General features: G+C 73.3%; 17 protein-coding genes. 10 read left to right on the forward strand and 7 right to left on the reverse strand.

What is annotated here, in order from left to right; genetic code table 11:
* Window positions 1-60 precede the first annotated feature (60 nt).
* Window positions 61-1,341 (forward strand): MFS transporter, encoded by a 1,281-nt coding sequence (locus FHG10_RS13625; protein ID WP_152353881.1) that lies wholly within the window; start codon window positions 61-63, stop codon window positions 1,339-1,341.
* A 388-nt stretch (window positions 1,342-1,729) separates the two neighbouring features.
* Here the strand turns inward: FHG10_RS13625 and FHG10_RS13630 are convergent, their stop codons facing one another.
* The 3 genes from FHG10_RS13630 to FHG10_RS13635 form a co-directional block, all read right to left on the reverse strand.
* The gene (locus tag FHG10_RS13630; RefSeq protein ID WP_152353882.1) at window positions 1,730-2,344 is read right to left on the reverse strand and encodes a TetR/AcrR family transcriptional regulator; all 615 of its coding nucleotides are present in this window, start codon (window positions 2,342-2,344) and stop codon (window positions 1,730-1,732) included.
* Window positions 2,345-2,351: 7 nt separating this feature from the next.
* Window positions 2,352-2,525, reverse strand: coding sequence for a hypothetical protein (locus FHG10_RS18040; protein WP_193636323.1), 174 nt, complete (start codon window positions 2,523-2,525; stop codon window positions 2,352-2,354).
* An 83-nt stretch (window positions 2,526-2,608) separates the two neighbouring features.
* Window positions 2,609-3,967, reverse strand: a complete 1,359-nt coding sequence (locus FHG10_RS13635; protein ID WP_152353883.1) for an NtaA/DmoA family FMN-dependent monooxygenase — start codon at window positions 3,965-3,967, stop codon at window positions 2,609-2,611.
* A 285-nt stretch (window positions 3,968-4,252) separates the two neighbouring features.
* On the opposite strand from FHG10_RS13635, the gene FHG10_RS13640 reads away from it, so the two are divergent.
* Genes FHG10_RS13640 through FHG10_RS13660 form a run of 5 tightly spaced genes read left to right on the forward strand, consistent with a single transcriptional unit; the run spans window position 4,253 to window position 10,991 of the window.
* A complete protein-coding gene (locus tag FHG10_RS13640; RefSeq protein WP_152353884.1) occupies window positions 4,253-5,908 on the forward strand; it encodes an ABC transporter substrate-binding protein in 1,656 nt (551 codons plus the stop codon).
* Window position 5,909: 1 nt separating this feature from the next.
* Window positions 5,910-6,980, forward strand: a complete 1,071-nt coding sequence (locus FHG10_RS13645; RefSeq protein ID WP_152353885.1) for an ABC transporter permease — start codon at window positions 5,910-5,912, stop codon at window positions 6,978-6,980.
* Complete coding sequence (locus FHG10_RS13650; protein WP_152353886.1) at window positions 6,977-7,870, forward strand: ABC transporter permease; 894 nt, start codon at window positions 6,977-6,979, stop codon at window positions 7,868-7,870. Before FHG10_RS13645 ends, FHG10_RS13650 begins: the two co-directional genes overlap by 4 nt.
* Complete coding sequence (locus FHG10_RS13655) at window positions 7,867-9,609, forward strand: dipeptide ABC transporter ATP-binding protein (protein ID WP_152353887.1); 1,743 nt, start codon at window positions 7,867-7,869, stop codon at window positions 9,607-9,609. The genes FHG10_RS13650 and FHG10_RS13655 overlap by 4 nt, the downstream gene beginning before the upstream one ends.
* Window positions 9,606-10,991: an acyl-CoA dehydrogenase family protein gene (locus tag FHG10_RS13660; RefSeq protein WP_152353888.1), complete on the forward strand. Its 1,386-nt coding sequence runs from the start codon at window positions 9,606-9,608 to the stop codon at window positions 10,989-10,991. Before FHG10_RS13655 ends, FHG10_RS13660 begins: the two co-directional genes overlap by 4 nt.
* Before the next feature lie 48 nt (window positions 10,992-11,039).
* On the opposite strand, the gene FHG10_RS13665 is transcribed toward FHG10_RS13660, so the two are convergent.
* Together FHG10_RS13665 and FHG10_RS13670 are read right to left on the reverse strand one after the other, a co-directional pair.
* The gene (locus FHG10_RS13665) at window positions 11,040-11,588 is read right to left on the reverse strand and encodes an O-acetyl-ADP-ribose deacetylase (protein ID WP_152353889.1); all 549 of its coding nucleotides are present in this window, start codon (window positions 11,586-11,588) and stop codon (window positions 11,040-11,042) included.
* A 49-nt stretch (window positions 11,589-11,637) separates the two neighbouring features.
* Window positions 11,638-12,561 (reverse strand): NADP-dependent oxidoreductase, encoded by a 924-nt coding sequence (locus tag FHG10_RS13670; RefSeq protein WP_152353890.1) that lies wholly within the window; start codon window positions 12,559-12,561, stop codon window positions 11,638-11,640.
* Between the two features lie 520 nt (window positions 12,562-13,081).
* Between FHG10_RS13670 and FHG10_RS13675 the strand changes: the two genes are divergently transcribed.
* Window positions 13,082-15,619, forward strand: coding sequence for a beta-N-acetylglucosaminidase domain-containing protein (locus tag FHG10_RS13675; RefSeq protein WP_152353891.1), 2,538 nt, complete (start codon window positions 13,082-13,084; stop codon window positions 15,617-15,619).
* A 208-nt stretch (window positions 15,620-15,827) separates the two neighbouring features.
* Here FHG10_RS13675 and FHG10_RS13680 read toward each other — a convergent pair whose 3' ends face one another.
* Together FHG10_RS13680 and FHG10_RS13685 are read right to left on the reverse strand one after the other, a co-directional pair.
* Window positions 15,828-16,706 (reverse strand): glycerophosphodiester phosphodiesterase, encoded by an 879-nt coding sequence (locus tag FHG10_RS13680; RefSeq protein WP_227488255.1) that lies wholly within the window; start codon window positions 16,704-16,706, stop codon window positions 15,828-15,830.
* Window positions 16,707-16,899: 193 nt separating this feature from the next.
* On the reverse strand, window positions 16,900-18,699 hold the full coding sequence (locus FHG10_RS13685) for a hypothetical protein (RefSeq protein ID WP_152353892.1): 1,800 nt from the start codon (window positions 18,697-18,699) through the stop codon (window positions 16,900-16,902).
* Window positions 18,700-18,970: 271 nt separating this feature from the next.
* Between FHG10_RS13685 and FHG10_RS13690 the strand changes: the two genes are divergently transcribed.
* The 3 genes from FHG10_RS13690 (at window position 18,971) to FHG10_RS13700 (ending at window position 20,856) form a co-directional block, all read left to right on the forward strand.
* Window positions 18,971-19,204, forward strand: coding sequence for a hypothetical protein (locus FHG10_RS13690; RefSeq protein ID WP_152353893.1), 234 nt, complete (start codon window positions 18,971-18,973; stop codon window positions 19,202-19,204).
* Between the two features lie 106 nt (window positions 19,205-19,310).
* On the forward strand, window positions 19,311-19,646 hold the full coding sequence (locus FHG10_RS13695) for a hypothetical protein (RefSeq protein ID WP_227488256.1): 336 nt from the start codon (window positions 19,311-19,313) through the stop codon (window positions 19,644-19,646).
* A gap of 145 nt (window positions 19,647-19,791) precedes the next feature.
* Complete coding sequence (locus FHG10_RS13700) at window positions 19,792-20,856, forward strand: LLM class flavin-dependent oxidoreductase (protein WP_152353894.1); 1,065 nt, start codon at window positions 19,792-19,794, stop codon at window positions 20,854-20,856.
* The last annotated feature ends 10 nt before the right edge of the window (window positions 20,857-20,866 follow it).

Consider the following 20,866-nt stretch of genomic DNA (forward strand, 5'->3'; position numbering starts at 1 on the left):
TCTCGCGACCCCTCGCGGGACCCTCGCGCGCGCGTTCCCGCGGAGCGTACAGTCGTACGCATGACCGCTCTTCGACCGGCCCGGGCCGCGGCGCCCCCGGCCCGACTCCGCCGCGCTCGCTGGGCGGTGGCGGCGCTGTTCCTCACCAACGGCGCCCTGCTCGCCAACGTGCTCCCCCGCTACCCCGAGATCAAGCAGGGTTTGGGGCTCGTGAACTCCACGTACGGGCTGGCCATCGCCGCATTCCCCACCGGCGCGATCCTTGCCGGGCTCGCGGCGGCGCCCGCGATCCGGCGCCTCGGATCGGCCCGTGCGGCGACCATCGGCACGGTGCTGACGGCGCTCGCGCTGCTGATGGTCTCGGCCGCGCCGTCGGCCGCAATGTTCGCGCTCGCGCTGGGCCTCGCGGGCGCGTGCGACGCGATCACGGACGTCGCCCAGAACGCCCACGGGCTGCGCGTGCAGCGCGCCTACCGCCGCTCGATCCTCAACTCGTTCCATGCGGTGTGGTCGATCGGAGCGGTGCTGGGCGGCTCGATGGCGGCCGCCGCGATCGCTCTCCGCGTGCCTCTCGGGATCCACCTGACGGTCTCGGCCGTGCTCTTCGCCGCGATCTCGCTGGTCGCGCTGCGCTTCTGCCTGCCGGGGAAGGACGAGGGCGCGCAGGCGCCGGACTCTGCGCCGGCCTCCGTCCCGGAGGCGGGGACCGAGCACGCGGAGCCCGAGCACGCGGCGCCCGGCACAGCCTCGTCCGGCGCGGGCCCGTCGGCCGCCGCCCACGTCTCCACCCGCACCCTGCTGCTGCTCGCGGCGCTGGTGGTGCTCGCGATCGGCGGCACCGTCGTCGAGGACTCGGGCAACTCGTGGGCCGCGCTGTTCCTGGGCCGGGACCTGGGCGCGAGCGCGGCGGTCGCCGCCTACGGGTACATCGCGCTGGTCGGGGCGCAGTTCGTCGGCCGCCTCGTCGGCGACCGCCTGGTCGACCGCTTCGGCCAGCGGACCGTCGCCCGCACGGGTGGGCTCCTCATCGCCATTGGCATGGGCGCCGCCCTCGCGATCGCCACGGTCCCCGCCGTCATCCTCGGCTTCGCCGCGGCGGGCCTGGGCTGCGCGACGCTGGTCCCGGCTGCCATGGGGCACGCCGACGAGCTGCCCGGACTGCGCCACGGCACCGGGCTGACCGTGGTCTCCTGGCTGATGCGCCTCGGCTTCCTCGCCTCGCCGCCGGTGGTGGGGCTCATCGCCGATGCGGCGTCGCTGCGGGCTGGCCTGCTTGTGGTGCCGGTCGCGGGGCTCGCCGTCATCGTCGCGGCCGGGGCGCTGCAAGGCCGACGAGTCTGACTGGGACGACGCTCGTCAGCTGTCTCGTGGAAGGCGCCCTGGTCGCCGAAGCCGGGTGGGACCGCCCTCCTCATCCGCGATCTCCCACGTGTCCCCCATCGCCTCCACGAGGTCTTCGAGCCCGACCGCGGACGCGCAGTCACCGAGGCTGAAGCCGAGGTCCACGGCTGTCGCCTGCAGCGCTTCCCCTTCGTCCAGACCAGCTTCCCGTCTCCGCCCGAACTCGTCTCTCACGAGGTTCATCCGATACCGAGGTTCTGACTCGTCCACACTGCCCATTGCGCTGTCAGCTCCTCCCCGTTCCCGCTGGAACCGCTCGTGCGGTACGTCGTTCATCGCCTCGACCGCCTGTTCCACCGACGCTCAGGGAGGTCCACCCCACCGGCTCTCAGTCCTCGTCGGTCCCGCGCGCGATCCGGGCGAGGGCGTCGGCCGCGAGGCCTTCGCTCGTGGGGTCCGCGTGCAGGGCGCGGTGGATCGTGAGCCCCTCGTTCATGGCGTCGAGGATCTGCCCGGTGCGCGGGTCGACGAAGGGCTCGAGGGTCGCGCGGGTGCGCGTCATCCAGGTGGTGGTGATGTCGCGGAACTCGGGCCTGCGCGCGGCGAGCGTGTAGAGCTCGAGGGTGAGGATCAGGTCGCGCTGCGTGGCCAGGACGTCCTCGTCGATGTTCCGGCTGAACTCGGCGAGCGCGTCGTCGAGGTCCTCGGCCGCGGCCATGCGCCGCTCGGCCTTCCGGGCGACGGAGTCGGCGAAGCGCGTGAAGGCCTCGCGGAGAAGTTCGTCCATACCGCTGAAGTGGTAGGTCATCGAGCCGAGGGGGACGTCGGCCGCAGCGGCGACGCGACGGTGCGAGGTGCCCGCCAGCCCGTGCTCGGCGATCACGTCCAGGCACGCGTCGATGATGCGGTCGCGGCGGTCCGGGTCGTATCGGCGTGCACGGGGGCCACGAGCCCCGGACCGACCGGATGCGGGGTAGCCCTGCTCGATCGAAGACGGGCTCATCGCGCTGTCAGCCCCGCCCGCCGTGCACGAGCAGCACCGTCTCGTCGGCCCGCAGGAACTTCTGGGCGAAGGGCCCCCAGGCGACCGCCGGCGGCGCCTCGCCGTCCGCATCGCTCGCGCCGAGCACGGCGACGAGGGAGGCGAGAGGGTCCTGGGTGAGCGGGGCCGGGGTCTGCGTCACCTGGTCGAGTCTAGGCCCGCCGACCGCGCCGCCGTTCGTCGACCACGCCGCCGCCCGGCGCCTGGACCCCTCGCCCCGAGGCCTCAGACCCCGACGCCCTCGAAGGCGCCGCGGAACCGGGCCGCGGGATGCGAGTCCGGCAGCCGGTCGGTGCCCGACAGCCGCCCGCGCAGCGTTCCCTCGCGCTGCGGCAGACGCCCGCGCTCGCGCAGGATCGGCGAGACCAGCTCGGCGAAGTCCCGCACGGTATCGAAGGAGTGGTACTGGCGCAGGTTGATGCCGTCGATGCCCTCGACGTCGAGCCAGTGCTCGATCGTGTCGGCCACGACCTCGGGGGTCCCGGCCACGAAGAAGCGGTCCTGCCAGGCCTCGTCGACGGCGTCGAGCAGGTCGCCGACGGTCTCGTGCGCCCCCTTGCGGCCGACAGGGGTGTCGGCGGGGAGGCCCTCGATCTCGAGGGCCTCGGCGATGGTGCGCTCGCGCGGGTGGTCGAGGGCGCGGATGGGCACGGACTGGTGGACGAGCATGCCCTCGGTCGAGCGGTGAGCCTTGTACCGGGCGAGCTTCTCGTCGACCTCCTCCTGCGTGGGCGCGGTGATCACAGCCGCCTGGACCACGAACTTCGGGTCCGTGGCCTCGCGCCCGGCCGCCACGGCGGCCTCGCGCACGGCGGGCACGGTGCGCTCGAGCAGCGGACCGTGGGTGAAGACGATCTCGGCGTGCTCGCCCGCGCGCTTCGCCCCTGCGGGAGACGCGGTCGCGAGGATCAGCGTGGGCGTGCGCTGCGGGGACGGCTCTGCCAGGTGCGGGCCGGCGACGCGGAAGTTCGCGCCCTCGTGGTCGATCCGGTGCACCTTCGCGGGGTCGGTGTACACCGCGCCCTCGGCGTCACGCACCACGGCCCCGTCGTCCCAGGAGCCCTCCCACAGCTTGTAGAGGACCTCGAGGTACTCGTCGGCGATCTCGTAGCGGTGGTCGTGCTCGATCTCCTCGGAGAGGCCGAAGTTGCGGGCGGCGTTGGGCAGGTAGGAGGTGACGATGTTCCAGCCCACGCGGCCGCCGGTGAGGTGGTCGAGCGTGGACATGCGCCGCGCGAAGGCGAAGGGCGGCTCGTAGCTCGTGGAGAACGTGATGCCGAAGCCCAGGCGCTCGGTGACCGCGGCCATCGCCGGGACCACGAGCATCGGGTCGTTGCTGGGGATCTGCAGGCCCTCGCGCAGCGCGGTCTCGGCGGAGCCGCCGTAGACGTCATAGGCGCCCTGGACGTCGGCCAGGAAGATCGCGGTGAACCCGCCGTCCTCGGCGATCCGCGCGAGCTCCGTCCAGTAGTCCAGCTCGGTGTAGCGGTGCCGGTTGTTCCCGGGCAGGCGCCACAGGCCGTGCGTGATGTGGCCGACGCAGTTCATCTCGAACAGGTTGAGGATGAGCGGTTTGGGCGACATGGACCGTCCTGGGTGATCAGCGGGTGCGGGTGGGGCTCGACGCCCTGCACTCTCCGCCGCCGGGTCGCGCGGGCGCATCCCGTGTGACGGCGCGTGACGGCGGATGCATCCGTCGGCGCCGCGCCGGGCACGCGGGCGACGTCCGGGGCCGCAGGCCGTCATAAACCTTTGGTGGTCCATCACTCCTGCTTAGGGTCGGGCGGGTCCGACCGGATCCGACGCCGATCCCGTGCCCCGCCTCCGCCTCGCCCCAGCACATCCCGCCCCGCACACCAGGAGCCGCCCATGCGACCCCGCCCCGCCCTCGCCGCCGTCGCCGCGGCCGCCGTCCTCGCGGTGCTCGCCGGCTGCGGGACCGCCGACCCCTCCGCCTCCCTGCCCACGGGCACGAAGGAGGGCGGCGACCTCGTCTACGCCACCGACCGCGAGCCCACCTGCCTGGACCCGCACAACAGCGGAGACATGCCGCAGACCTACATCGCCCGCCAGTACCTCGACTCGCTGGTCTCGATGAAGGCCGACGGCACCGTCGTGCCCTGGCTCGCGCAGTCCTGGGACGTGTCCGAGGACGGTCTGACCTACGACTTCCACCTGAAGAAGGGCGTGGAGTTCACGGACGGGGAGCCGCTGGACGCGGACGCGGTGGTCGCGAACTTCGAGCAGATCATGGACCCGGACACGCAGTCCTCGACCGACCTGCTGTACCTCTCGCCGTACTTCGAGAAGGCCACCGCGGTCTCCGAGCACACCGTGCGCGTGACCCTCAAGCGCCCCTATTCGCCGCTGCTGACCGTGCTCTCGCAGGCGTTCTTCGGCATCGAGTCCCCCAAGGCGATGGCCCGCGGCCTGGAGGCGAACTGCGCGGCGCCCGTCGGCACCGGCCCCTTCGAGGTCGCCGAGTGGAAGCGGAACCAGGAGGTCGTGCTGGTGCGCAACGACGACTACGACTCCGCTCCGGCCGACGCGAAGCACCAGGGCCCCGCCTACCTCGAGAAGGTCACCTGGCGCTTCCTCAAGGACAACACCGCCCGCTTCGGCGCCCTGCAGTCCGGGAAGGCGCAGGCCATCTTCAACCTGCCGCCCGAGTCCGTGCCCGCGGCGAGCGCGGACTCGCGCATCGACACCGACGACTTCGTGCACTCCGGCGTCCCCTTCGCGCTGGACTTCAACACCGACAGCCCGCAGCTGTCCGATGTGCGCGTGCGCCGGGCGATCGTGCATGCGGCCGACGCCCCCGGGATCGTCGAGAGCGCCTACGCGGGCGTCTTCCCCTACGAGGGCAACGCCCTGTCCAGCGGCACCCCCGACTACGACGAGAGTTACCACGAGCCCTTCCCCTACGACCCCGACAAGGCCGCGAAGCTCCTGGACGAGGCGGGCTGGACGGGCCGCGACGCAGACGGCTACCGGACGAAGGACGGGAAGACCCTCACCCTGCGCCTGCCCTATAACTCGGATCCTGGGGAGACGCCCCCGGCGGACCTCACGATCTTCCAGAACTTCCAGGCGATGGAGAAGCGGGTCGGGGTCAAGGTGGTCCTGCAGCCGAAGGACGCGGCGTCGATGACCGCGATCAAGACCGACCCCGCCGCCTACGACCTGCAGGGCCGCTACTGGAACAGCCCCACGCCCGGCGTCATGTACATCAAGTTCTCCCAGGAGACCCTCGACATCGACAACGGGCAGAACGTGGCGCGCGACTACGACGACGAGCTCGATCGGACCCTCGTCCGGGCCGCCGGCACCACCGACCCGGAGAAGCAGCAGCAGCTCTACTCCACGGCCCAGGACATCCTCACGTCCCAGGCCTGGCACCTGCCGCTCTATCCCGTCCAGACGCGCCTGGCGACGAGGTCCGACCAGGTGGCGGACATCTGGATCGAGCCCAGCGAGGGCGAGCCCGTGCTGCACGACGCCTACCTGATCCGGGACGGAGCCTGAGATGACCGCCGAGACCACGTCCGCCGCCCGCGCGCCGCAGGCAGCCCCCGTCGGCTCCGACGAGCCGTCCGCGCCGGGCGGCCCCGGGCCCGCCGCGCCGCGACCCGCGCTCCTCGCCCGCCTGCGCGCCTCCCTGCCCGGGCGGATCGCGCTGCGGATCCTCTCCGCCCTCGTCCTGCTGTGGGCCGTCGCGACCATCGTGTTCTTCCTGCAGCACCTGGTGCCGGGCGATCCTGCGCTGGCGATCCTGGGCGGGGCCTCGGCGAACCCGCCGCCGGAGACCGTCGCCGCGGTGCGCGCGCAGTACGGCTTCGACCAGCCCCTGCTCGTCCAGTACGCCGACTTCCTGGGCGGGCTCGTGCGCGGGGACCTCGGCAGCTCGTACACGATGAAGGAGCCGGTGGCCCGCATCATCGCCGAGCAGATCGTGCCGACCCTGCAGCTGACCGGCGCCTCCCTCGCGATCGCCTGGGCGATCGCGATCGGCAGCACCCTGCTCACGGCCGCCCGTCCGGGTCTCGCCGCGCGCATCGGCTCGGGCCTCGAGGTCGTCCTCGCCGCCCTCCCCCACTTCTGGCTCGGCGTGGTGCTGCTGGTCGTGTTCGCGGTGACCCTGCACTGGCTGCCCGTGATCGATGACGGCCCCGCGGGTCTGGTGCTGCCCGCGCTCACCCTGGGCGTGCCGCTCGGCGGCTTCCTCGCCCAGGTCACGCGCGACGAGTTCGACGCCGCCTCCCGCCAGCCCTTCGTGCTCTCCGCCCTCGCGCGCGGCACCCGGCTGCGCGACGTCCGGTGGCGGCACATCCTGCGCCACGCCGCCCTGCCGGGGATCGCGCTCTCGGGCTGGGGGCTCGGATCGCTGATCTCCGGGGCGGTCGTGGTCGAGGTGATCTTCTCCCGCCAGGGCATCGGCCAGGTGCTGGTGACGGCCGTGACCTCGCAGGACCTCCCGCTCGTGATCGGGGTGACCTTCGTGGTCGCCCTGGTCTACGTGCTCGCGAACATCCTCACCGACCTCGCCGCCGTGGCCGTGGACCCGCGGCTGCGCACCTCGATCGGAGGCGCCTCATGACCGCGCTCGCCACCGCGCCCGAGACCGCCGCGCCGTCGGCCGCATCCCGGCCCCGCGCCCGACGGACCCGCCCCGCGACCGCCCTGCGCAGCGTGAGCTTCTGGCTCGCGGCCGTGGTCGTCGCCCTGGTGCTGCTCGCGGCGATCGCTCCGGGGCTGCTCGCCCCGCAGGATCCGCTGGAGATCAGCCTCGGCGAGAGCTTCGACGCGCCCAGCGCCGCGCACGTCTTCGGCACCGACCAGTCCGGTCGCGACGTGTTCTCCCGCGTGGTCCACGGCGCCGGGCAGTCGCTCGCGATCGGCCTCGGCGCGACCGCGATCGGCCTGCTCGGGGCGATCACCCTGGGGCTGCTGGGCGGACTCGGCGGGCGCTGGGCCGATGCCTCGGTGACCCGCGTGATCGAGGTGCTCTACGCCTTCCCCGGGATCCTGCTCGCGCTCATCCTCATCGCCGTCTACGGCAGCAGCGCGGCCACGCAGATGGTCGCCGTGGGCGTCGCGACGATGCCCGGCTACGCCCGCATGGTGCGCGGCCAGGTCCTGGCCGTGAAGGGCTCGCTCTACGTCGAGTCCGCTCGCGCGCTCGGCCACTCCTCGGCCCGGATCCTCTGGCGCACGATCCTGCCCAACGCCTTCCGCCCGCTCACCGTGCTCGTGACCCTCGGGGTGGGGCAGGCGATCGTGTGGGCCGCGGCGCTGGGCTTCCTGGGCATGGGCGTGCAGCCGCCCACCGCCGAGTGGGGCGCGATGCTCAACGCGGGCCGCACGTACATCCAGCAGGCCTGGTGGATGGACTTCTTCCCCGGCATCACGATCGTCGCCTTCACCCTGTCCCTCACCGTGCTGGGCCGTCACCTGCAGCGCGCCGCCGACTCCGGAGCCTCCCGATGAACGCCCTGATCAACGCCCAGAACCTCTCGGTCGCCTTCGACGCGAACGAGGTCGTGCACGACGTCTCGCTCACGCTGCGTCCGGGCAGCTGCCTGGGGATCGTGGGCGAGTCCGGCTCCGGGAAGTCGGTGACCGCCCGCAGCCTGCTGGGGCTGAACGGCGAGCGCGCGGAGGTGCGCGCCGAGCGGCTCGAGGTCGCGGGCACCGATCTGCTGCGGGCCACGGACGCCCAGCTGCGCGCCCTGCGCGGCCGGCGCCTCGGCTACGTGCTGCAGGACGCCCTGGTGTCCCTGGATCCGCTGCGCCGCGTGGGCGCGGAGATCGCCGAGCCCCTGCGCGTCCACGGCGTGCCGCGGCGCGAGCGGGAGCGCCGCGTGCACGAGCTGCTCGCGGCCGCCGGCGTCCCCGAGCCCGAGCTGCGCGCGCGCCAGCTGCCCAGCGAGCTCTCCGGCGGGCTGCGCCAGCGCGCCCTGATCGCCGCAGCGCTCGCCCTGGACCCCGAGGTGCTGATCGCCGACGAGCCGACCACCGCTCTCGACGTCACGGTGCAGGCGCAGATCCTCTCGCTGCTCGAGGCGAACCTGGCCGCGGGCCGCGCGATCATCCTGATCAGCCACGACCTCGCCGTCGTCGAGCGCCTGGCCGACGAGGTGCTGGTGATGAAGGACGGCCGCGTCGTCGAGCAGGGGCCCACGTCCCAGGTCCTCTCCCGCCCCGCCGATCCGTACACGCGCCGCCTGCTCGCGGCGGTCCCCTCCGCCCGCTCCCGCGGATCGCGGCTCTCGGATGCGCCGCCGCTCGAGCTCTCGGCGCGGGACCGCGAGACGCTCGGCGCGCGGCACAGGGGCGCCGGTTCGTCGGACGCGGCCGACGCAGCGGGCACGGCGGGCGCAGCGGGCGCGGCGGGCGCGGCCGGCTCGTCGGGCGCGGCCGGCTCGTCGGCCGACGGGCCGGTGCTGCAGGTCGAGGGCATCTCCAAGCGCTTCCGCGGGCCCGACGGCCGCGAGCGGACCGTCGTGGACGACGTCTCGTTCGCGCTCGCGGCGGGCGAGACCCTGGGGATCGTGGGCGAGTCCGGGTCCGGCAAGTCGACGACGGCGCGCATCGCCCTGGCCCTCGCCGAGCCGAGCGCGGGGCGCGTGCTGCTCGACGGGAAGGCCTGGTCGGGGCTTCGCGAGCGAAAACGCCGCCGTGACCGTCGGCGCCGCATCTCCGTGGTGCCCCAGGATCCGCTGGGCTCCTTCGACCCGCGCTGGGACGTCGGCCGCACCATCGCCGACGCGATCCCCGCGGAGACCGGCGGACCCGCCCGCAGCGAGGCCCGCGCCCGGCGCGTCCGGGAGCTGCTCGAGGCCGTCGGCCTCACCGCGGCGCACGCCCGCCGCCACCCCCTGTCCCTCTCCGGCGGGCAGCGCCAGCGCGTCGCGATCGCGCGTGCGCTGGCCACCTCGCCGGAGGTCCTGGTGCTCGACGAGCCGGTCTCCGCGCTCGACGTGTCCATCCAGGCGCAGGTCCTCGACCTCCTCGGCGACCTGCAGGAGGCCCTCGGCACGGCCCACCTGTTCATCTCCCACGACCTGGGCGTCGTCCACCACGTGTCCGATCGCGTGCTCGTCATGCAGGCCGGCCGCGTGGTGGAGCAGGGCACCGCCGACGACGTCTTCTTCCACCCCCAGCACGACTACACCCGGGAGCTCGTCGCCGCGCTCCCGCACCCGACCCTCCAGGAGACCGCATGAGCACCACGATCACCTCCTCCGGCCTGGCCGGCGCCCGCCCGAGCGACGCCGGCCCGGCCGACGCCCGTCCGACGGACGCCACTCCGAGCGGCGCCTCTGCCAGCGATGCCCATCCGATCGGCAGCCGTCCGACCGCGGAGGACCTGCGCGCCCGCTTCGCGCCCGTCCTCGCCGAGATCGCGGCCGGCGCGGTCGAGCGCGAGCGCGAGCGCCGCCTGCCCTTCGACGAGGTCCGCGCGCTCGCGGACGCGGGCTTCACCGCGATCACCGTGCCGAGCGAGCACGGCGGTGCCGGTGCCGACGTCGAGACCCTGTTCCGCCTGCTCATCGACCTCGGGGAGGCCGACTCGAACCTCCCGCAGCTGCTGCGGGCCCACTTCGCCTTCGCCAACGGCCTGCTGCTGGGCGACGAGGAGGAGGACCCGAGCGTCTGGCAGCGCCTGCTCGCCGGCGGCGCCGTCTTCGGCAACGCCAGCCATGAGCGCTCCACCGCCCGGGTCGGGGACCTCGCCACGACCGTCACCCCCGACGGCGAGGACTTCCTGATCAGCGGCGAGAAGGCCTATTCGACCGGCTCGATCTTCGCGGACTGGATCAACGTCACCGCGCAGACGCCGGACGGCCTCCGCGCCCGCGTGACCGTGCGGCGCGAGGACCCCGGCGTCCAGGTGCGCGACGACTGGGACGGCTTCGGCCAGCAGCTCACCGGCAGCGGCAGCACCCTCCTGGACGAGGTCCGGGTGCCCGCCTCCCGGGTGCGGATCCGGGGCGCGAGCGCGGACGGCCGCCCGACCCCGCAGACCGCGTTCCTGCAGCTCGTGCTGTTGTCCTCGCTCGTGGGCGTGGGACGCGCGGCGCTGCGCGACGGCGTCGACTTCGTGCGCTCGCGCACCCGCGTCTACTCCCAGGGCAGCGGCGCCACGGCGGCCGAGGACCCGCTCGTCCAGGCCGTCGTCGGCCGACTCTCGGCGAAGCTCGCCGCCGCGGAGGACTCCGTGCTCGCGGCCGCCCGCGCCCTCGGTGCCGCGCAGGACGCGGTGATCCGCGATCACCGCGACGGGACGACCGGCTGCGAGCGCTCGCTCGCACTCATCGACGCCGCCGAGCTGCGCACCGTGCAGGCCCAGCTCACCGCCGTCGAGAACGTGCTCGCGGTGACCACCCAGCTGTTCGAGGTGGGCGGGGCCTCCGCGACCTCGCGCGGCCGCGCGTTGGACCGCCACTGGCGCAACGCCCGCACCCTGTCCTCGCACAATCCCGCGATCTACCAGGAGCGGGCCATCGGCGACCGGCTCCTCAACGACTCCGAGCTGCTGTACTTCTGGTCCACCGGCGAGAAGAAGAAGGGTGAGCCGAAGACGGGCGAGCAGCAGACGGAGTGACGCTCCCCGACTCCCGCGCGGCCGCGGGAGCGTCTCAGCCGACCTCGATCAGGCTCGCCATGACTTCTCGAGCGCGTCTCGATACGCCGTGAACGTCGCATCGTCGAAGAGCCAGACGCGGATCTCCTCGACGCCGCCGAGTGCGGCCGCCGTCTCGCGCACCGTGCGGATCGCGATCCGGGCGGCGCGCTCCACGGGGAAGCGGTAGACGCCAGTCGAGATCGAAGGGAAAGCGATTCTGGCCAGGCCGTTCTCCCGGGCGACCTCGAGGCTGCGCCGATAGCACGAGGCGAGCTGGTCGTCCTTCTCCTGTCGGCCGGCCTCGTCGGCCCGCGCCGACCAGACGGGGCCGACGGTGTGGATCACGTGCGCGGCGGGCAGGTCGTAGCCGCCGGTGATCTTCGCGTCGCCGGTCCCGCAGCCACCGAGCGTGCGGCACTCGGCGAGCAGCCCGGGGCCGGCGGCGTGGTGGATCGCGCCGTCGACCCCGCCGCCGCCCAGCAGCGTCGAGTTCGCGGCGTTGACGATCGCGTCGACCTCGCCGTCCGTCGTGATGTCGCCGCGGTGCAGGGTGATCGGGACCGTCGGCTCGCTCATCAGCGCACTCCCCTTCCCGCGCCCTGCCTCGTGTTCGTGTCGCGCACGCTCACTCGCCGACGCGGACCACGATCTTGCCGCCGGTGTGGCCCTCCATGTTGGCGCGGAAGGCGTCGGCCGCCCGCTCGAGCGGGAAGGAGTCGGCGACGTCGACGCGCAGCTTGCCGGTGTCGACCATGTCCGCGAGGACGGCGAGGTCCTCGGCGTCGGGTCGCACCCACATGTAGGTGCCGCCGGACGCGGCGACCTCGGGGTCGGCGATCGAGGCGTGGCGCCCGCCGTCTGCGAGCACGGCGAGGGTGTCCTCCAGGACCCCGCCCACGTAGTCGACCACGACGTCCACGCCGTCGGGCGCGAGCTCGCGCACGCGGTCCGCGAGGCCGTCGCCATAGGTCACGGGCTCGGCGCCCAGAGAGCGCAGGCGCTCGTGGTTGCGCTCGGAGGCAGTGCCGATGACGCGCGCGCCGAGGGCCACGGCGATCTGGACGGCGAAGCTGCCGACGCCGCCGTTCGCGCCGTGGACCAGCACGGTCGTGCCCTCGGCGACGCCCATGCGGGTGAGGGACTGGTAGGCGGTGAGGCCGGCGAGGGGCAGTGCGGCCGCCTGCTCCCAGTCGAGCGCCGCGGGCTTGCGGGCGAGGGTGCGCACGGGCACCGTCATCTGCTCGGCGAAGGAGCCCTGCTCGACCCAGTCCTTGCGGCCGTAGGCCATGACCTCATCGCCCTCGACGACCTCGGTGACATCGAGCCCCACGGCCTCTACGACGCCCGCGACGTCCCAGCCCGGGATCGCGGGGAACTGGATGTTCATGAGCGGATCGAGGCCGCCGGCGACGATCTTCCAGTCCACCGGGTTCACGCCCGCCGCGCGGACGGCGAGGCGCACCTCGCCGGGCCCGACCTTGGGGGTGTCGACCTCGCTCACCTCGAGGACATCGGGGTCTCCGTACGCGCTGTAAGTGATGGCCTTCATGTCCATTGCGAACGCGCGCGGCGGGGGTGCGTATTCCGAGGGGCGGGCGGCACGGCAGGTGTGCCGACGGGTCAGGCGACGGGCAGACAGGTCCAGGGGATGCGCGTCCGGGGAGCGGAGATGTTCGTCGACGTCGCTGGGTGAGGCCTCGACGCGCACATGGGGTGGAGACCTCACCCAGCGGCTTCGGCGGAGCTGACTTCCCGCACGAGCGCGCCGGGACACCCTCGAAGGCGGCGCGAGATCTTGTTAGGGTGCCAAGGCGGATGTGCCGTGGGTCACCGCGGCCCCGGGTGCGACCGCGTGCATCGAGGATCCGAGCGGGTCGACGAGACCCTCTCCCCCTCCCCCGGACCCACGAGAGGGCCGCTTCGGTCGGGTTCCGTGCCCGATCGGCCGTGATCCGGCACAGATCCTGACCAGACGTCCCCTCTCGTTCCCGCCCACTCCTGTCCGCCCGGCAGCCCGCCGGGCCGACGCCGCCCCGCCCCCATGCCACCCCACCCCGGAAGGCCGTGCTGTGAATCCTTTGACTCCCGATGGGCGTCCCGCCCGTCTCACCAGCGACCCCGGCACCACCGACTCCACCGGCTCGTCCCGCCCCGCCAGCACCCCGCGCGGCGCGGCGGCCCGTGCCGACGTCACCCGTCGTCGGGCGCTCGGGCTCGCGGCGGCGGTCGGCGGCGGGGTCGTCGCCGCGTCGGCCGCCGCACCAGCCCTCGCCGCAGGGACCGCCACCGGCGGCGCCGCCGACGGCGCCCCAGCCCCCGCGTCTCCCGCGGAGGATCTCCCTCCCGTCCACCCCGTCCCCCAGAAGGTCACCGTGCTCGACGGGAGCGTGCAGCTCGCGGGGAAGGTCAGCGTGATCGTCGGCAAGGGCACCGACGCCGCCGCGCTCTCCGCCCTGCGCGAGGTGCTCGAGGACGCGGGCGCGACGATCTCGCTCATCACCGCCACCAGCGAGAAGACCACGGCGCAGGGCACCCGCATCCACCTGGGCACCTCCGCGGACAACCCGACGATCGCCCCGAACCTCAAGGCGCTCGGCGCGAAGGGGGCCGACGACCTCGAGGCCGAGGGGTACGTGCTGGCGGCCGGACGCTCGAAGGGCGTGCTCGTGGTGCTCGCGGGCCGCGACGCCGCCGGCGCCTTCTACGCCGTGCAGACGCTGCGCCAGCTGCTCGCGGGCACGAGCCGCCTGCGCCAGGTCGAGGTGCGCGACTGGCCGCTGATGCCGATCCGCGGATCCATCGAGGGCTTCTACGGCATCCCGTGGTCGCACCGGGCACGGTTGGACCACTTCCCCTTCTACGGCCGCCACAAGCTGAACACCTACATCTACACGCCCAAGGACGACCTGCTGCTGCGCTCCAAGTGGCGGGATCTGTACGAGGGGAAGGCGCTCACGGACATGGCGGAGCTCGTGGAGACCGCCACGAAGAACCACGTGCACTTCACCTACGCCCTCTCCCCCGGCAACGACATCACCTACGGCAGCGACGAGGACTTCGCGGCGACCGTGAAGAAGTTCGACCAGGTGCGAGATCTGGGCGTGACCAGCTTCTACATCGCCCTCGACGACATCCCCACAGACCTGAACGACGAAGACGCCGCCCAGTTCGACTCGCTCGCCGCCGCGCAGGCGCACTACCTGAACCGTCTGCAGGACGAGTACGTGAAGGCCAACGACCTCGAGCCCCTGCAGACGGTCCCCACGGAGTACTGGGGCTCGGACCCCTCGGACTACAAGACCGCCTTCGGAACCGGCATCGACCCCGACATCCGCGTGCAGTGGACCGGCGAGGGCGTGTTCTCCCCGCAGGTCACGGCGGATTCCGCGGCCAAGGCCGAGGAGTCCTACCACTCCGAGCACCTGTACATGTGGGACAACTTCCCGGTCAACGACGGACGCCGCGACCGCATCTTCCTGAACCCCCTCGAGGGCCGGGACGAGACCCTGCACGAGCACTTCGACGGCTTCACCTCGAACCCGATGATCGAGCCGTACGCCTCGCTGCCCGCTCTCGCGAACTACGCGGACTACTGCTGGAACCCGCCCGCCTACGACGCCGAGGACTCCTTCGCCTCCGCGCTCGACGAGCTCGCGGGCTCCGATCGCCAGGTGCGGCGGGCGCTCGACGTCTTCGTCGACCTCAACGTGAACTGGCCCTACCGCGACGGCTCCCCGAAGGCTCCCGCGCTCTCGGCCGACGTCGAGCCGTACCAGGCGGCCTACGAGGACGGCGCGCAGGACGGCCGCGCGGACCTGCGCACCCGTCTGAACCAGATCACGACGCTGCCGCGGACCCTCGAGGCGATGGCCTCCCAGGGCTTCGTGGACGACACCAAGCCCTGGATGGTCGCGGCCTCGCAGTGGGCGCAGGGCCTGAAGGAGCACGACCGCATGCTCACGGCCCTCGAGGACGGCGCGCTGAAGAAGGCCTCGAAAGCCGCGGCGAGCGCGAAGGCCAGCTTCCGGGCGGCGACCGCCGCGACCGTCCCCGACCAGCGCGAGGACGGCGTGTACAAGGAGGACCAGATCACCCCGAGCGTCGGCGACGGCGTGTTCGAAGTGTTCATCGCCTGGGCCTGGGCACAGCTGCGCGACGTGCTGCCCGACGATCCTTCGCTGCCCTTCGCCGGCCTGCCCACCACGGCGAGCACGACCCTGGACCAGTACAAGGACTACGCCCCCGCGCTCATGGTCGACGGCGACGAGTCCACGATGTTCTGGTCCTCGCGGGCGCCGAAGAAGGACGACACGATCACCCTCGAGCTGACGACCCCGGCCGATCTGCGATTCGTGCAGCTGAAGATGGCGACGTCCGACGAGACGGCCGGCGACCAGGTCTACGAGGGCGTCGTCGAGAGCTCGGCCGACGGCGAGGACTGGTCGAAGATCGGCGCCCTGACCGGCGATCCGGTGTTCACGAAGGAGCTCGGGTCGGCCGTGCGCGCCTCCCACGTGCGCGTGCGCGTGACCGGGAAGAACCCCGGCGGGAAGTGGGTGCAGGTGCGCGAGTTCGCCGTCTCCGACAAGGTGCCCAGCGGGAGCTGAGCGCGCGGAGCGCGAGGGGCGGGCGACCTCCCGCTCTGTGCGGGTCTGCGGACCTTTCGCGCGCGTGAATGGTCCGCAGACCCGCACACACACGTGGTCCACCACCGCGCACCGCGGCACGGGGCGGGGCTGCGGGGGCGGGACGGGTCGGCCGACGGGGCTCTGTGCGCCGGGCGCGAGGTCGGCCGACGGGGCGCTGTGCGCCGGGTCAGGCGACCGGCAGCGCGCCGGGGGTCCGTGCCCGGCGGTCGCGCTCGCGGACGACCCAGCCGGGGTCGTCGGTCGCGATCGAGGCGACGCGGACGGCGAGCGCCGCGTCGAGGTGCTCGGGCGTGTTCACGGTCCACACGTGCAGGCTCGCGCCGCTCGCGGACCACGCGCGGTCGGCGTCGCCGTCCTCGAGGGTCTGGATCCAGACGCTCACGCGCTCGGCCCGCAGCTCGGCGAGGACGGCCATCACCTCGTCGTCCACACCCGCGGCGAGCAGGCCGATCGGGACCTCCGGGGCCGTTTCGCGCACGGTGCGCAGCGCGTCGGGGTGGAAGGAAATGACCACGGCAGGCGGGGCCCCGTCGGGCAGGGGCATCGGCTGCGGTCCGAAGCGCTCGCGCAGGGCGAGGGCGGTCGCGCGCGCCGCGGCCGGGGCCTTGACCTCGACGATCGCACCGACGGGCCGTCCGGCGCCGCCCTCGCACACGTCGAGGTAGTCGTCGAGCGAGGGGATGCGCTCGCCGCCTCCCAGGTCGACGGTGTCCAGCTGGGCGCGGGTGAGGTCGGCGATGTCGCCGCCGCACAGGGGTCCGTGCGGGGAGGCGGTGCGGTCGATGCTGTCGTCGTGCATGACGACCAGGTGGCCGTCGGCGCTCAGGTGGACGTCGCACTCGAGGGCGTCGGCCCCGTCGCGGACGGCGCGGGCGAAGGAGGCCAAAGTGTTCTCGGGCGCACCGGCGGGGGCGCCGCGATGGCCGATGACGGCGGGGCGGGGAGATGGGCCGGGCGTGGAAGCAGTGCTGGGGCCGGGGGCCGCGCTGGGGCGGGCAGCTGCGCTGGGGCGGGCGAAGGATGTGCGCTCCATGACGGAATCCATGCCCTCATCCTGTGCGGGTTCGCCGCGCACGACGATGCCGAGCGGGCCCACGTGGCGAAGTGTTCGCCGGATGTTCCCCGCGCGGCGACCGGGAGCCGGCACCCGTGCCCGCCATGCCCACCGCCACCGGCCGTCACGAGACGTCCCCTGCCGTCACGCGCCGTCCCCGGCCGTCCCCGGCCGTCACCGGTCCTCACCAGCCGACGACGCTCGCGTACCCGGGGGCGCCGAAGACTCCGGTCGACTCGTCGAGGTCCTGCGTCCACTGCAGGTGCTTCGGCTGGTCGGACGGCAGTGCGCCGTCCTGGTCGTCGGCGAGATCGAGGTGCAGCACGACGTGGGCCCGCAGCCTGACCTCCGAGTGCTCGGAGTCCTCGTCGTCCGGGTCAACAGGGTCGACGGGGGCGGCGGGATCGGGGGCGTCGAGGCCGCCGACATCGGCCGTGCCCGTCGCGCTCGCCTCGCTCCCGGTCTCGTCATCCGCCGAGGCCTCGAGCGGGAGGGCCCTCTTCCCCATCATGAGCTCCGCATCGCGGATCTCGATGCGGGGCACGTAGTCGGCGCGCGCCGCACCCTCGGGCCGGAAGGCGACGGGCTGGGGACTGCCGTGGTCGTCGGTGCCCAGCACCTCGTCGTCCTCGTCGCTCGCGAGGAAGGAGGCGGTGGCCCGGAACTCGACGGGCACGGTGTCGTGCGTGGTGCGTCCGCCGAGGTCGAGAGTGCCGTCGACCCCGAGGGTCAGTCCGCTGGGAAGCGTGTCGGCGTACGGGTCGATGATCGGGAAGAAGTCCTGCTGGGTCGCGGGAACGGTGGTCGAGGACCGGGGCTCGTCGCTGCGGAAGGCCGCCGCGTACGTCCCGTCGGAGACCGTGACCACGGCAGGCTCGCCCTCGGGCACGGCCACCAGGCGGACGGTCGTGCCTGCGGGATGGTCGTCGTCGGGTGCGGGCGGGGCGTCGCTGCTGAGACGGTCGAACACCTGCTCGGCGCTCGCCGTGGCCTCCGGAAGGTCGCCGAGGCCCCGGGCCTTCTCGTCGCCCACGGCGAGGGAGGCGGTGAGCGTGCCCTCCTCTGCGCCGCCCAGTGCGCCGTCGGTGCCCACCGGCAGGAGGCTGGCGAGATCCGTCGAGGTCCGGCGGGATCCGTCGGACCCGCCCCCGGCTGCCCCGCCGCCGGCGGGCGCACCCGAGCCGCCGCTCGTCGCCTCGTCGTCACCGTCCCTGCCCTGCGGGTCCTTCACCCGGGTGTTGATGATCGTGATCGCCATGAGGCGAGTTCCGGGCGCGGGATCGTAGGGCTCGGCCGCGTAGCCGGCGTCGCCCGCGTCCTGGAAGACGACGAAGATCTCGCGGCCGGCGAGCTGGAGGATGCGGCGGCCGCCGTCGCCCGCGGTGTCGATGGTGCACAGGGCGCTGCCGGTGAGCATGCAGCCGCCGTAGGTCGAGCCGTCGTCGGCCGTCTGCGGGCGGGCGGGCACCTCGACGGCTTCCCCGGGAGCGAGCTCGGTGCCCTTCGGCGGGCCGATGGTGATCGTGAGGTCGGGCTGCGAGCCGTCGGCCGCACGCAGCTCGCCGACGCTGCGCGGGTCGACGTCGCGGAAGCTGCCGTCCCCTCCGAGGGTCAGCGCGACCTTGCCGCCCTGCTGGTAGAACGACGTGATCGGTGCCTGCTGCCAGAGGGTAGCGCTGTGGCCGGCGAGGCGCGTGGGGCCGCAGACCACGTCGTCCTGGACCGCACCGCCCTCGAGGTGGAGATAGCAGCCGGCATCGGAGGGGACGTTCGCTCTGGCCTTCCCCTCGGCGAGGCTCTCGCGCCACGCGTCGCCGATCGTGCGCAGGTCATCGGCCGGGCGCAGCAGGTTCGAGTGGTGGTACGTCCAGTCGGCGGGTTCGGGGACCGAGCATCCGGCGAGAGCCAGCAGGAACGCGATCGAGGCGGCTGCGGCGAGGCGCACGGGGGTGCGGCCGGACGCGGGTCGCCGCCTGCCGACCATGGCCCCTCACCCCCTCGTCCCCGGGCCCGGGCCCGGGCGCGGCATGGTCGTCCGACGCCGGGACCGGCATGTCCGCGCCACGCTGGCGACGTCCGACACCGCGCGCCCGAGATGCCGCCTGCTCGTGCGTCGGCACGATCGGGCGCTCCGTGCCGATCCCTGATCGATCCCTGACGACCTTCACCCAGAGTAACCGCGGTCACATTCCCCGCGGCGGGCGGGCTGCGGAAACCCGATGGCCGTGCGCGCGGGGCCGACGTACGGTGCCGCCATGAGCAGACCGGAGGGCTTCGAGTACGTCGAGCGCAGCGAGGAGGTGGTGATCCTGCACCACGGTCGCGCGGCGACCACGCTGCGCGGGCATCGCGCGGCCGACTTCCTCGAGGACGCCGAGTCCGGTGACGCGCAGGAGCTGATGGCGCGCCTGACCGGCAACTACCGGCGCGGGAACGAGCGGACGGCGAGGCGGCACCTGCGGAACGCGGCGCGGGGCTCCGGGGGATAGCGAGCGGCCGCGCAGGGACGGCGCGCAGGTCGACGACCGATGGGGGCGCCCGTCCGCTGCACGGTTCTCCGGGCGCTCGGGAATGGCGTGCGCATACGGTGCTCCCATGTCCCTCGCCCTCCTGATCTGCAGTATCGTCACGGCGATCAGCGCCCTGGTCTCGTTCGTCTACGCCGTCGTGGGGCTCCGCGAGGCCGACGACCTCTCGCGGATCCCGTCGCAGTACGCTCTCTCACGCAGCCTCGCCCTGCTCGTTGTCGCCCTCATCGCGGTGGCCACGGGGTCGGAGGGCATCGTCGCAGCGGTTGCGGTCGCGATGATCCTCGTGCAGACGGCCGACGCCGTGATCGGGGGCCGACTCCACGACCGATGGAAGACGGCGGGACCCGCCGCGACGGCCCTCGTGAACTTCGCCGCCCTGATGTGGATGCTGCTGTCCTGAAACCTCGCCCGCATGCGGGCTCCTCACCCGACCCCGCCTGCGTGCTGACCTTGCGTCCTCGCCCGGCGTCCCCGCCCCGGACGTCGACGGCCGCACCTCCCGCATCTCGTGGAATATTCAATGATCGAGTACGGTTGACCCCATCATGCGAGCCTTCGGATTCCTGAGCTTCGGTCACTACGGCAGCGCCGTCGGCGCTCCCGGCCTCGATGCGCGCCAGATGCTGCACGACGCCGTCGACATCAGCGTCGGCGCGGACGAGCTGGGCGTGAACGGCGCCTACTTCCGCGTCCACCACTTCGCCCGGCAGTCGGCCTCGCCGATGCCGCTGCTGGCCGCCGCCGCGGCGCGCACGCGGCGCATCGAGGTCGGCACCGGCGTCATCGACATGCGCTACGAGAACCCTCTCTACCTGGCCGAGGAGGCCGCCGCGCTCGACCTCCTGGCCGACGGCCGCCTCGCGCTCGGCGTCTCCCGCGGGAGCCCGGAGCCGGCCGATCGCGGCTGGGAGTCCTTCGGCTACCACGGCTCGACCGACCCGCGCGGGGCCGACGTGGCGCGCGAGAAGTTCGACCTGTTCCTGCGTGCCGTGCGCGGCGAGCCAATGGCCCGCGCCGCCGAGAACGGGTACATGTCCAGCTCCGCGCCCGGGGCGGGACTGCGCATCGAGCCCCACTCGCCCGACCTCATCGACCACGTCTGGTGGGGCGCGGGCAGCCGCGACAGCGCCGAGAACGTGGGCCGCATGGGCCTGAACCTCATGAGCTCGACCCTGCTCACGGAGGCCACGGGCGAGTCCTTCGGCGACCTCCAGGCCGACCAGATCGACCGCTTCCGCGCCGCGTACAGGGCCGCCGGCCACACCGGACGCCCGCGCGTCTCCGTCTCGCGCAGCGTGTTCCCGATCGTCGACGAGCAGGACCGTCGGCTGTTCGGCATGCGCCCGGGCGAGGGCGCGGACCAGATCGGCATCATCGACGGCATGCGCTCGACCTTCGGCCGCACGTTCACCGGCGAGCCGGACCACCTCATCGAGCAGCTGAAGGCCGACGCCGCCGTGCAGAGCGCCGACACCCTCATGCTCACGATCCCCTCGCAGGCCGGCGTCGACCTGAACCTCCACATCCTCGAGTCCTTCGCCGAGCACGTCGCGCCGGCGCTGGGCTGGAAGCCGAACACCGAGGGACCCGTGGAGGGCGACGAGGTCTGAGGCGGCGCGC

The sequence above is a fragment of the Brachybacterium subflavum genome, assembly GCF_009299795.1.
GTDB classification, from domain to species: Bacteria; Actinomycetota; Actinomycetes; order Actinomycetales; family Dermabacteraceae; genus Brachybacterium; species Brachybacterium subflavum.

Excerpts from the sequence above, each read along its gene's own strand:
- FHG10_RS13625 (WP_152353881.1), top strand. The coding sequence starts at position 61 with ATGACCGCTCTTCGACCGGCCCGGGCCGCGGCGCCCCCGGCCCGACTC.
- FHG10_RS13630 (WP_152353882.1), bottom strand. The coding sequence starts at position 2,344 with ATGAGCCCGTCTTCGATCGAGCAGGGCTACCCCGCATCCGGTCGGTCC.
- FHG10_RS13635 (WP_152353883.1), bottom strand. The coding sequence starts at position 3,967 with ATGTCGCCCAAACCGCTCATCCTCAACCTGTTCGAGATGAACTGCGTC.
- FHG10_RS13640 (WP_152353884.1), top strand. The coding sequence starts at position 4,253 with ATGCGACCCCGCCCCGCCCTCGCCGCCGTCGCCGCGGCCGCCGTCCTC.
- FHG10_RS13645 (WP_152353885.1), top strand. The coding sequence starts at position 5,910 with ATGACCGCCGAGACCACGTCCGCCGCCCGCGCGCCGCAGGCAGCCCCC.
- FHG10_RS13650 (WP_152353886.1), top strand. The coding sequence starts at position 6,977 with ATGACCGCGCTCGCCACCGCGCCCGAGACCGCCGCGCCGTCGGCCGCA.
- FHG10_RS13655 (WP_152353887.1), top strand. The coding sequence starts at position 7,867 with ATGAACGCCCTGATCAACGCCCAGAACCTCTCGGTCGCCTTCGACGCG.
- FHG10_RS13660 (WP_152353888.1), top strand. The coding sequence starts at position 9,606 with ATGAGCACCACGATCACCTCCTCCGGCCTGGCCGGCGCCCGCCCGAGC.
- FHG10_RS13665 (WP_152353889.1), bottom strand. The coding sequence starts at position 11,588 with ATGAGCGAGCCGACGGTCCCGATCACCCTGCACCGCGGCGACATCACG.
- FHG10_RS13670 (WP_152353890.1), bottom strand. The coding sequence starts at position 12,561 with ATGAAGGCCATCACTTACAGCGCGTACGGAGACCCCGATGTCCTCGAG.
- FHG10_RS13680 (WP_227488255.1), bottom strand. The coding sequence starts at position 16,706 with ATGGATTCCGTCATGGAGCGCACATCCTTCGCCCGCCCCAGCGCAGCT.
- FHG10_RS13685 (WP_152353892.1), bottom strand. The coding sequence starts at position 18,699 with ATGGTCGGCAGGCGGCGACCCGCGTCCGGCCGCACCCCCGTGCGCCTC.
- FHG10_RS13690 (WP_152353893.1), top strand. The coding sequence starts at position 18,971 with ATGAGCAGACCGGAGGGCTTCGAGTACGTCGAGCGCAGCGAGGAGGTG.
- FHG10_RS13695 (WP_227488256.1), top strand. The coding sequence starts at position 19,311 with ATGTCCCTCGCCCTCCTGATCTGCAGTATCGTCACGGCGATCAGCGCC.
- FHG10_RS13700 (WP_152353894.1), top strand. The coding sequence starts at position 19,792 with ATGCGAGCCTTCGGATTCCTGAGCTTCGGTCACTACGGCAGCGCCGTC.